Source organism: Liquorilactobacillus uvarum DSM 19971 (genome assembly GCF_001434935.1).
GTDB lineage: Bacteria > Bacillota > Bacilli > Lactobacillales > Lactobacillaceae > Liquorilactobacillus > Liquorilactobacillus uvarum.
Map to the genome: position 1 here is coordinate 1 of NZ_AZEG01000039.1, position 12,223 is coordinate 12,223.

Sequence of the window (12,223 nt, forward strand, 5' to 3'; positions counted from 1 at the left end):
AAAATTCGGTTTCTCGTCCTATTTGCTTATACAGAGGCTAGTTATGTCACAGCCTCAATATTGTAGAGCCCTTTTTTATGTGAACGCAGTTGTGATGTTATTTTTTTACTTTGATTCCTAGAACCGTCAAGTTGCCATTGTGGAGTAGTTTGATAATGAGATGAGCCATATGTTCAGGTGGAAGCTCAAAATCAGAATGCAGCCACCAGTGAATTGTTCCCATAAAGGTTGAAACCATGTAGGAAATAATGAAATCAGTTGGCATAACGATATCATCTTCTTCAACACGTAATTTTGCAAATATTTTAGTATAATGATTCCGCAAAAAATCTGAAAATGCATCGGTCAGAATGAGATTGTTTCTTCCTTCGGTAGCAATTAGATAGAATTTTTTATTTTCTTTGATCATAAGAAAGGCAGTTGTTAATAATTCAACCAACTTCTGTTCCTGAATAATGCTACCATCCTCAAGTATATCTTGTTCAAGCTTTTTAAAAAGTGGGTTTAATATGAAAGAAAAAATGTGTTCATAGACATCCTGTTTATCTTTAAAGTGGGCGTAAAAAGTGGAACGATTAATCATTGCTTGGTCAGCAATATCTTGAATCGTGATACTATCGAATCCCTTTTTTTCGATTAAATCAATAAAGGCGTTAAAGATCATTGTTTTTGTGCGTGTAATACGTAAATCCTGTTTACTCATAAAACACCTCCGATAAAAACCGACATATCTTTAACATCTGTTGCATAACGAGCAGAATGCAAAAGATTGATGATTGAATGTTGTTCTAAATTGCTTACAATATAAGTAAGTATAGCAACACAGTGTTGGATATTCAACACTGTGGCGGATATCGAAAAGTTTAAAAAAGTGATCTTAGGGGGCAAATGATGATTAAACAGAAGTTACGAGGCGGAATAGATGTCGGTTCGACAACTGTTAAAGTCGTAATTTTAGATGAACAGAATAACTCTCTTTATGAGACCTATCAACGTCATTTTTCTGATGTAAAAAAAGCAAGTCGGAAAGTTCTGTGCGAAGCAGCTCAAGTGATTGGAAAACAGCAACCAATTTCCTTCACGATTACCGGTTCTGGTGGAATGGGTTTGGCAGAAACGCTCAAGTTAGAATTTGTTCAGGAAGTTATTGCCTGTACTAAAACGGTTGAGACAGTAATTCCGGAAACTGATGTCGCAATTGAACTGGGCGGTGAGGACGCCAAAATTACTTTTTTTGGTTCTTCTTTGGAACAAAGAATGAATGGTAGCTGCGCTGGGGGAACAGGTGCTTTTATCGATCAAATGGCCAGTTTACTGAAGACAGATGCAGCAGGACTGAATAAGTTGGCGAGGGGGTATGAAACGATTTACCCAATTGCTTCAAGGTGTGGTGTTTTTGCCAAGACAGATGTCCAACCTCTAGTTAATGATGGTGCGCGCAAAGAAGATCTAGCCGCCAGCATTTTTCAAGCAGTTGTTAATCAGACGATTGCCGGATTGGCTTCGGGGCATAAGATAACTGGTAAAGTAGCTTTTTTGGGGGGCCCACTTTATTTTATGAGTGAGTTGAGACAGCGTTTTATTGAAACATTGAATTTATCCGCTGAAAATGTGATTTTTCCAAAGAATCCACAGCTTTTTGTGGCCAAGGGAGCGGCTCTTTATGCGAAAAGCAACTCTTCAACGACGATTGCTCAATTAATAGCATATTTGGATAAAGCGGACAGCCAGGCTCTAAAGCCTACAAAAACGCTACCACCATTATTTAACAATGAAAAGGAATTACAGGAGTTCAGAGAGAGGCATCAAAAAGCAAGGGTTGAAAAGGGAGATCTTGCAACTTATCAAGGAAATGCTTTTTTAGGAATAGATGCTGGTTCTACCACAACAAAAATTGTACTTATGGGTGAAAATCATAAATTATTATACACTTGGTATGGAAATAATGATGGTGATCCATTAAAAAAGACAATCAATATTTTAAAAGAAATGTATCTTCATTTACCTGAAAAAGTGAAAATTGCCAAAACTTGTACGACCGGTTATGGAGAAAAATTAATCAAAAGTGCTTTAAAGGCTGATTTGGGTGAGGTTGAAACCGTTGCACATTACAAAGCCGCACATTACTTTATGCCGGATGTTGATTTTATTTTGGATATCGGCGGTCAGGACATGAAAGCAATGCATGTCAAAAATGGTGCACTGTCGACTATTCAGTTGAATGAAGCATGTTCTTCTGGTTGTGGATCTTTTATTGAAACTTTTGCGAAATCTTTGAAGTATGATGTGAAAAAATTTGCACAGATAGCTTTACTAACTAAAAATCCAGCTGATTTGGGTTCACGTTGTACAGTTTTTATGCAGTCAAAAGTAAAACAAGCACAAAAAGAGGGGGCATCTGTAGGGGATATTTCTGCGGGTTTATCGCTCTCAGTCATTAAAAATGCATTATTTAAAGTCATCAAAGCGCGTAGTGCTAAAGATTTGGGAAAACATATTGTTTGCCAAGGTGGAACTTTCTACAATGAAGCCGTACTTCGTGCATTTGAAAAATTAAGCGACCAAAATGTAGTTCGGCCGAACATCGCAGGTTTGATGGGAGCATATGGAGCAGCGTTAATTGCTCAGGAATGTTCTCAAGCGGGGGATATTTCTAGTCTCTTAACAACAGAAGAAATGGAGGGACTCTCATCTACAAAGCAATTTGACCATTGTGGACGATGTGAAAACAATTGTTTGCTTACAATCACTGTTTTTAATGATGGTCGCAAATTTATTACAGGCAACAGGTGTGAAAAGGGACTTCGAATCAAATTACAACCACAAGATCAACGTGTTAATTTAGTCAAAGAAAAATACCATCATCTTTTTGATTATCGGCCACTGCGTAAAAGATTAGCGACTCGTGGAGTTATTGGGATACCTCGTGTGCTAAACATCTATGAAAACTATCCTTTATGGGCTGTTTTTTTTAAAAAATTAGGTATTCGGGCTCAGCTTTCAACTAGATCGAGTGAGCAGATGTATGAAAAAGGAATCGAGACGATTCCTAGTGATACGGTTTGCTATCCTGCTAAAATGGTTCATGGTCATGTTCAATGGCTGATTGATCGCGGCATTAAAACAATTTTTTATCCAAGCGTTGTTTTTGAGCGGAGGGAAAGTAAAAATGCAGACAACCATTATAATTGTCCTATTGTACAATCTTATCCAGATGTTATCCGTAACAATGTCGATCAGATCCGTAGCGGAGAAATTGACTACCGTAATCCGTACTTAAATCTTAATGACCATAGATCAACTGCACGGAATTTATATGAAACCTTTAAAGATAAGGGTGTAACGTTAACAGAGGTAGGAGAAGCGCTTGAAGAAGGCTATAAAGAACTGAAGAGATTCAAACAATGGATTCAAAATCGCGGTGAAGAAACTTTGCGTCTAATGAGACAGAACCACCAAAAAGGAATAGTTTTAGCTGGTCGTCCTTATCATTTGGATCCACAGATAAATCATGGAATCTCACAGATTATTGCCGCAGAGGGTTTTAACGTTTTGACAGAAGACAGCATTTCGCACATGGAAGATGTTGCGGGTCTGAGAGTAGTTAATCAATGGACATACCATGCGCGTTTGTTTGCAGCAGCTAAAGTTGCCGCTAAAACACCAGAGTTGGAATTTGTACAGCTAAACTCGTTTGGTTGTGGGATTGATGCAATAACAACAGACCAGGTCGAGGAGATACTTACCCAGCATAATAGGCTGTATACTGTCCTGAAAATTGACGAGGGGACTAATATTGGTGCTATTAGAATCAGATTGCGTTCTTTGAAGGCCGCTGTTAACGAGCGGCATGTACAGCATGTTGAACCAAAAAAATTATATGATCTTCCGAAACCAGTCAAGTTTACTAAAGAAATGAAGAAAAAGCATACATTGCTGATGCCGATGTTGTCGCCAATCCATCAATCACAGTTGGTAGATGTTGCACTGCAGGCTTCTGGCTATAATGTTGTTAATTTACCAATAAAAGATCATGATGCTGTTGATATTGGAACTAAGTACGTCAACAATGATGCATGTTATCCGGCAGTCATAACGATTGGTCAGATGCTTGAAGCTTTAAAGAGCGGAAAGTATGATGTCAATAATACATCAGTAATGATGAGTCAAACAGGTGGGGGCTGCCGAGCTACAAATTATATCCCATTAATTCGAAAAGCTTTGAGGGATGCTGGCTTCGGACAAGTACCGGTCATTTCTATTTCACTTGGAAATAAGGGTGTCGAAGAAACCCCAGGTTTCAGATTGACTATTCCGCTCGCAAAAAGAACTGCCTTAGCGTTTCTGTATGGAGACCTGTTTGAACGGGTAGTCTATCGAACGAGGCCATATGAGATACAAAAGGGAGCGGTTGATAAACTGCATGCTGAATGGCTGCAGCGTGTTAGAAAAAATGTGATTAACGGAAAATTCAGAGAATTTAAACGAAATGTGCAAAACATTGTAAACGATTTTGATAATTTGCCGCTTAAAAAGTTAAAAAAACCGAGGGTTGGTATTGTAGGAGAGATACTTGTTAAATATTCACCAATTGCAAATAATAATATTGTGCGATTGCTTGAAAAAGAGGGAGCAGAAGTCGTTTGTCCCGATATTGTCGGTTTTATGAATTATTCTTTATATAATCAAATTTATCGACATGATCATTTAGGCTTTTCAAACAAAAGCAAGCTATTTGCTGAATTAGCTCTTAAAGTAATCAAATGGTGTGAAAAGCCAATGAATGAGGTACTGAAAAATTCTGACAGATTTACAGGTATCGAGGCAATCGAACAATTGGCAGAAGATGCGAGTGCTATTTTATCATTGGGTAATCAAACAGGTGAGGGATGGTTCTTGACTGGAGAGATGATCGAGTGTCTGAAAGCAGGTATCAATAATATTGTTTGTATGCAGCCTTTTGGATGCTTGCCTAACCATATTGTAGGCAAAGGTGTCGTTAAGGAACTACGCAGTCAATATCCGCATGCTAATATTACAATGATCGACTATGATCCGAGTGTTTCTTTTGTAAATCAGCTTAACCGAATAAGGTTAATGTTGGCGACTGCTAACAAAAACTTGGTAAGATAATTAAGAAATGTTAAGCAGCAAAGCTAACCGTAAAATTTTTCTTTGCCATATAATTTAAAATGCGTGTGACAATTTTAGATGTTTGATTGCAAAGAGCAGGAACTTAATTGAAGCAAATTGTTATTTTGTTTTAATTAATTTTCTGCTCTTTTTGTGTTTTTAAAAGAGAAGTGGTTTTTAGTTGCACTCGAGAGAAGCTTTTAATAGAGTTAGTTTGTAAAGCTGATTGAGTCAATTCGGCTGAGAGAGAGGTTGAAACAATGTTTGCTAAGTACCTATCAAAGAAAAGAGTTTTGAGGGAGAGAAGAATAAAAAAAAAGCTAGAAATAAAAAGCGCAGCGGTACTTTATGCTTTGAATATGGCTGAAAATGAAGCGAATAAGAACGACCAGAACTACTATAAGGGCAAATTGGTTCTGCTTAAGGGATTATTTGTTTTTACTGACCAGACTTTTTTACTTAATGCACTCTATTTGAAAATTGTTGAAAGTGTGAGACAGCAAAAAAGAAACAGCAAATATGCAATGTTTTTTCTTTTCTTAAAAAAATTATTGTCTGGAACAAAAAAGCATCTTCCGTTGCTCAAAAGATGTTGGAAGGCAGTTGAGGTAAAAAACGATCAAATTTTAAAAAAAACTATTTTTCGAAAGAAAAATGAAATAAAAAAATTCAAAAAAAATATTTCATCTTTGAAACTGGAAAGTGAACGATTAGAAAAAATATGGTCGAATATTGAAAGAGGGATGCATAATTTAGAGGAATATAGGTGTGGAAAAATTGATATTCTCAATCAAACATGGATTGAAAGTCTGCAAGCTTTATATCTGTCGTTAATGATTAAAAAAAGTATGAGCAAATTGGATAAAACTTTCGTAAAATCTATATCTTGGCAAAAAAAACTTATGCAGGAAGTTCGCAATAAAAATATAATGTATTGGCCCTCTGAGAGTATCAGAGTTTTGGTAGAACAGTGTCTGAATAACCGCCAAAGTGTTGAAGACTGTGAAATTCTTAGCGGGCAAATAGATTCAGAATTTTTTACACGGATGTGGCATGCCTACTTAGTTGGCAACTGCAAGGAAAATGCACAAAATAAACTTGCTTTGTTAATGTCCATGGTCGAAATGCGAACACTGGATGGGAGTATAAGGCAAACGCAGGAATTAGTGCGTCATTTTAGAAGGCTTGCACCAGATGACCCTTTTTGGAATGAGTTGGCTAAAACAGTTCAGATAGCCTTTCCGGAAGGATTAGCTCTAACGTCAAATCAGGCGTTGGCCAAAAAAATAAATCAGTTTCGTTATGTTATTTCTGCTCAGCAAATACAATTTATAAGGGATAACTACTTACAGCCATGCATGAAAGATGGAACTGCATTGGGAAGCTATCTGAATAGGTTGGACAAAAAGAAGTACTCTTTAAAAGAGTCAGCACGTCTTCATCAAAAACATAAGATTAAAACCGGACAAGCACCTAAAGGGTACGTTGAAACGAATATTAAAGTGGTGGTCAACTTCCATTCTGAATTTATTCTGAATGGGAATGATATATTTGTAAATGAAATCGATATGTTAAAAGAACCCAATGAAAATGAGAACGGAATAGTCAACGGAGCAAGTTTTAATTACGCGGATTCGAATGACTATAGGGGAAGAAAAAGTAAAAAATGGAATACTAAAAATTCTAAGCATTATAAATTAGATATTAATATTCCTAAAAAATTAGAGCCTGAATTTCGCACAAAAGTTATCAAAAAATACAAGGCACCTTCCTTAACAAATTATAATCTTAAAAATCATCCGATATACGCAAATAACAATCAAAGTGCGCATCATATCAATAAACTTGCAGTACTTAAATTTGAAAAAGAACGGGTGCAACAAAATTAATAGTGAGAAGGTGTTGCATCTAAAAATATTTTACGACCATCTATTTCTAGAGCACACATAAAGTGCTATTTCCTAGGAAATAAAATTTGTAAGACCAGTTAAAAAAATTGACGCAGTCTATTGTTTAGGGTACCCTAAAAATGTGGAGTTCTGAATGATTTATCTTAGACGAGAGGTGATGGAAATGATTGAGTGTCAAAATGTCAGTGTTATGTACAATAATGAAGTAGAAGCATTGAAAAAGGTAAGTTTAACAATTATGGGTCCAACGATTACAGGTATAATTGGGCCGAATGGATCTGGAAAATCAACACTTTTGAAAGCAATATTAGGAATGACCCGTTCAACAGGAAAGATTAGTATAAATGGAGTTTCTTCAAAAAAAATGCTGAAAAAAATAGCTTATGTTGCGCAGAAGAATCTGATCGACCTTTCATTTCCAATTACAGTTAGAGAATGTGTAGCGTTAGGCACATTACCCAATTTGGGTCTCTTTAAATCAGTAAGGAAAGAAGACTGGAGAAGGGTAGAAAGAGCCTTGGAAGTCATTGGTTTAAGGAAAGAACAGGAACGGCAGATTGGTGCATTGTCAGGGGGGCAATTTCAACGTGTTCTGATTGCTCGCTGTTTAGTTCAAGATGCAGACTATCTTTTTTTAGATGAGCCTTTTGTAGGTATTGATATGGTGAGTGAGAACATTATAATAAAAATTTTGAAAGACTTGAAAAAAAGAGGAAAAACGATTCTAATTGTACATCACGATTTGAGCAAGGTTGAAGATTATTTTGATCAACTGGTAATGTTGAATAATAAGATAATTGCAGTTGGAGCTACAAGCAATGTTTTTAACATGCAGAATTTGAAACGTGCCTATGGAGAAAATATTTTTATAGACAGGAGTGAATAAGATGCTTGCAGAGTTTATTCAAGGATTAATGGAGTTTCATTTTTTACAGAATGCTTTGATAACTGCAATTGTTGTTGGAACCGTTTCCGGAGTTGTGGGATGCTTCATTATCTTACGAGGTATGTCATTGATGGGGGATGCGATCTCACATGCTGTGCTTCCAGGTGTGGCAATTGCCTATATTTTAAACATTAATTTTTTTATTGGGGCTATTGCTTTTGGAATTCTGTCTGCGGTAATCATTACTTACATCAAGGAAAATAGTGTTATTAAAAGTGATACGGCTATTGGGATAACGTTCAGCTCCTTTTTAGCACTTGGTATTATTCTAATTGGCTTTGCACGGACTTCAACAGACTTGTTTCATATTCTTTTTGGCAATATTCTAGCGGTTCAAGATAGTGATAAGTGGATAACGATTGCAGTAGCTATTTTTGTAGTCCTAGCAATTGTACTTTATTTTAAGGAACTTTTGCTAACAACTTTTGATCCTCAAATGGCGAAAGCACTGGGGACTCGTGTTAATTTTTATCATTACATGTTAATGACGTTATTGACTCTAGTTGCTGTCACAGCGATGCAAAGTGTTGGAACGATCTTAATCGTTGCGCTGTTGATCACACCTGCAGCGACAGCATACTTATTTACTAAAACTTTGAAGACGATGATTTTTTTGTCAGCAGGGATTGGGGCAGCGGTTTCAGTTGTTGGTCTCTTTATAGGGTATAGTTATAATGTTGCTGTGGGTTCGAGTATTGTTTTAACTGCTACAGTGGTCTTCCTGGTTAGTTTTTTCGTCTCTCCAAAACAGAAATATATTAAAAGGAGGGGACATGACGGATGAGAAAGGTACATTTGTTGCTCAAATATCTGGTACCAATTGCTTTTGTAAGCTTAATTCTTGTCGGATGTTCTTTAAATAAAAATAAAAGTAAAACAGCAAGTGATACGGGAACTTTGAAAGTCGTGGCAACTAATTCTATTATAGCCGACATTACTAAAAACATCGGAAAAGACCGAATTACGTTGCATAGTATTGTTCCGGTTGGAAAAAATCCGCATGAATATGAACCATTGCCGAAGGATATAAAGAAAACAGCAGAAGCAGATGTAATATTTTATAATGGTCTTAATTTAGAAACTGGTGGTAACGCATGGTTTGAGAAACTAGTTAAAAACACAAAGAAAAAGGCAGGAAAAGATTACTTTGCAGTTAGCGACGGTGTAAAAACAATTTATTTAAATGGCCAATCCAAAAAGGGCAAGGAGGACCCGCATGCTTGGTTGGATCTTAAGAATGGTATTATTTATGCTAAGAATATCGAAAAACAGCTTTCAGCTAAAGATCCAAAAAATAAAAGTTTTTACAGAAAAAATAGAAGAGCCTATGTAAAGAAATTAAATGTACTTCATAGTAAAGCAAAACGTGAATTTGAGAATATACCCGCTGATAAAAAAATAATTGTTACAAGCGAAGGATGTTTCAAGTATTTCTCAAGGGCTTATAATATTCCTTCAATCTACATTTGGGAGATAAATACTGAGCAAGAGGGAACACCGAGACAATTAAGAAAGTTGATTTACAGGCTTAAGGGTTCATCGATACCAGCACTTTTTGTAGAGAGTAGCGTTGATCCCAGATCAATGAAGACAGTGTCTAAAGACAGCGGAATTCCAATTTATTCTGAGCTGTTTACAGATTCAGTTGCAGAAAAGGGGCAAGCTGGAGACAGTTATTATGCGATGATGAAATGGAATCTAGATAAAATAATTGCTGGATTGTCTCAATAAAAGAAAATTTTATGAGTTCTGTAAGATGTGAAAATTTAAAATATAGTGCACCAAATAGACATTAGTCTTTGTGCATTACCAGTAAGTTACGGGTACAAAAAGCATAAGCCGCTAAGAATAATCATGGTTATTCAAGAAAAAATGACTATCGAAACGCACTAAATTCACACAATAAAAGATCAAATAAGAGATGGATCAAAATATAATTTTTGATCCATCCCTTTTAACATATTTTGTAAAAATATAATTTTTGTGTTTTTAGCGATCTAAAAAGGTGCGATTGTTAATCTAAAACTGCTAATTTTTCAGAAATTATTTTTGCGGAATTATCTAATTTTGCTTGTTCTTCAATAGTGAGATTGATTTTGTTCACTTCAATTACTCCCTGTCGTCCTATAACAGAAGGATAACCAATATAATGATCATAGTTTTCTAGATAAACTGAAGTCGGACAAGCAAGATGTGCATCTGAAAGAACTGCGAGTGTCAGTTTGATAGCACATGTTGCAATTGCGTAGCAAGTATAATGTTTGCCTGAAAAGACTAACCAGCCGCCACGTCTAGCACGCTGGTCTAACTCATTAAGATCAAGTCCTCTTGCAGCGGCAACCTCTGTAATTGCATGTCCCTTAATTTCGACTGTTGACCAAGCTGTGAATTGTGATTCACCATGTTCTCCAAGAACATAACCGCTTATATTTTTAGGATCTTCATGTATGGCTTGACCGACTGCACGTTGCATCCTTGCAGTGTCTAGAAATGTACCTGTACCGAATACTTGTTTTTTACTGAGACCAGTTTTATGTTGCAAAAGAGTAGTAATAACATCACACGGGTTGCTTATGTTAATTAAAACGCCATTGAATCCTGAGTCCTTAATCTTTTGTGCCACTTCTGAAACAACTTTGGCATTGTAATTTAATTCACCAAAGCGATCTCCATCCATTCTAATGGAGGAAATATTTCCAAAAGCCGTTATAATGACGTCTGCATTTTGTAGTGCAGCATAACTTTGAGGAATAATTTTTGTGAAAGTATCCAAGCGTGAGATTGTGTCACGAAGATCATACTCCTCGGCGACTGCTTTTTCTGCATTTGAATCAATTAAAACAAGTTCATCAGCAATTCCCTTTGTTACAAGTGTATAGGCAACGGTTGCACCCACATGACCTAGACCAATCACACCAATTTTTCTCATGTCAAAAAAGCCTCCATTAAAAGAATCTAAATTTATTATAATGTCAATTTTAAATGTTCTGTGCATAAAGTCAACTATAGACATGAGCTTTTTACTTGTAAATTACTTTTAAAAACAAGTGTTTTTTTGTTAAGATTAGTTTTAGGTTAGAATGATTTATTTAAGAGCTTTAATCCAGCAAATTGATAATTTTAATAGACCAATTTTAAATAAAGTTAATGCTAACAAAAGAAGGGATGATCAATGAATGGCTTTAAAAGTAAGTTTGATACAAATGGATGTAAAATATGCGCAAGCAGATGCTAATTATGAAAGAGTAACGCAATTGGTTGAAATGGCAGTTGCTGCAAAAACTGATGTGATTGTTCTCCCCGAGATGTGGAATGTCGGATATGCACTGGATAAGTTGGATGTTTTAGCTGATAAAGGCGGCATTAGGACCAAAGCTTTTCTGGCTGATCTTGCTCGGCGCTTTCATGTGAATATCGTAGGCGGATCAGTTGCAACTGCTAAAGAAAGTTCATATTATAATACCAGTTACGTTTTTAATCGCGATGGTGAAATTTGCAGCGAGTATGATAAAGTTCATCTTTTTGGGTTAATGCACGAAGATAAATGGATAACCGCAGGCACAAAACAAAATAAGTTTGCTTTGGATGGTATTCTGGCAGCAGGCGTTATTTGTTATGATATTCGCTTTCCTGAATGGGAGAGGACTTTAATGAGCGAAGGAGCAGAGATTTTATTTGTTAGTGCCCAATGGCCAGTGGAAAGAATAGAACAATGGGAAGTTATGTTGCGCGCGCGTGCCATTGAGAACCAAGCTTTTGTGGTGGCCGTCAATCGAATTGGTGAAGGGCCAGCGGGAGAGCATTTTAGCGGACATTCACTTGTGATCGATCCATTGGGAAATCTGTTGCTTAGGGTTCCTGATGATAAAGAAGGTTGTTTTAATGTTGATTTAAACTTGGCTTCAATTGAAAAGATTCGGGGTGAGATACCTGTTTTTTCGGATCGAAAAACAAATCTATATCACTAATTAGGAAAGCTTTAAAAAAGAACCATAAGCTTCCTATAATGTAGGCAAAGAGGTACTATCAATACAAGGTAGCATAATGTATTTTTTCGTGTACAGCTTTATGAGACAATGTGATAGTAGAAATATAAGAAAGTAACATTGTAAGTGTATGTAATCTTTGCATAGCAACAAAAGCAAAAAAATAATGTGAATTTATTTGTTATCTAAACATAAGAGGCTGTGACATAAGTCTCCATAATAAAGGCCGGTTTGGAAAAATCTTTGGT

General features: G+C 36.2%; 8 protein-coding genes. 6 read left to right on the forward strand and 2 right to left on the reverse strand.

Annotated elements, in window-relative coordinates; translation table 11 throughout:
* Positions 1-97 precede the first annotated feature (97 nt).
* The gene (locus tag FD20_RS11080) at positions 98-703 is read right to left on the reverse strand and encodes a TetR/AcrR family transcriptional regulator (protein WP_057738580.1); all 606 of its coding nucleotides are present in this window, start codon (positions 701-703) and stop codon (positions 98-100) included.
* 188 nt (positions 704-891) lie between these two features.
* On the opposite strand from FD20_RS11080, the gene FD20_RS11085 reads away from it, so the two are divergent.
* The 5 genes from FD20_RS11085 to FD20_RS11105 all read left to right on the forward strand — a co-directional run bounded on the left by FD20_RS11085 (position 892) and on the right by FD20_RS11105 (position 9,720).
* A complete protein-coding gene (locus tag FD20_RS11085) occupies positions 892-5,133 on the forward strand; it encodes a 2-hydroxyacyl-CoA dehydratase (protein ID WP_057738581.1) in 4,242 nt (1,413 codons plus the stop codon).
* A 260-nt stretch (positions 5,134-5,393) separates the two neighbouring features.
* Positions 5,394-7,022: a DUF3114 domain-containing protein gene (locus FD20_RS11090; RefSeq protein WP_057738583.1), complete on the forward strand. Its 1,629-nt coding sequence runs from the start codon at positions 5,394-5,396 to the stop codon at positions 7,020-7,022.
* A 184-nt stretch (positions 7,023-7,206) separates the two neighbouring features.
* A complete protein-coding gene (locus FD20_RS11095) occupies positions 7,207-7,929 on the forward strand; it encodes a metal ABC transporter ATP-binding protein (protein ID WP_057738586.1) in 723 nt (240 codons plus the stop codon).
* Position 7,930: 1 nt separating this feature from the next.
* The gene (locus FD20_RS11100; protein ID WP_057738588.1) at positions 7,931-8,773 is read left to right on the forward strand and encodes a metal ABC transporter permease; all 843 of its coding nucleotides are present in this window, start codon (positions 7,931-7,933) and stop codon (positions 8,771-8,773) included.
* Entirely contained in the window at positions 8,770-9,720 is a 951-nt protein-coding gene (locus FD20_RS11105) for a metal ABC transporter substrate-binding protein (RefSeq protein WP_057738590.1), read from the forward strand. Before FD20_RS11100 ends, FD20_RS11105 begins: the two co-directional genes overlap by 4 nt.
* Before the next feature lie 283 nt (positions 9,721-10,003).
* Here FD20_RS11105 and FD20_RS11110 read toward each other — a convergent pair whose 3' ends face one another.
* Positions 10,004-10,918, reverse strand: coding sequence for an L-lactate dehydrogenase (locus FD20_RS11110; RefSeq protein ID WP_057738592.1), 915 nt, complete (start codon positions 10,916-10,918; stop codon positions 10,004-10,006).
* A gap of 247 nt (positions 10,919-11,165) precedes the next feature.
* Here FD20_RS11110 and FD20_RS11115 point away from each other — a divergent pair, with 247 nt between their 5' ends.
* Positions 11,166-11,957, forward strand: a complete 792-nt coding sequence (locus tag FD20_RS11115; RefSeq protein ID WP_057738594.1) for a carbon-nitrogen family hydrolase — start codon at positions 11,166-11,168, stop codon at positions 11,955-11,957.
* Positions 11,958-12,223: the final 266 nt, after the last annotated feature.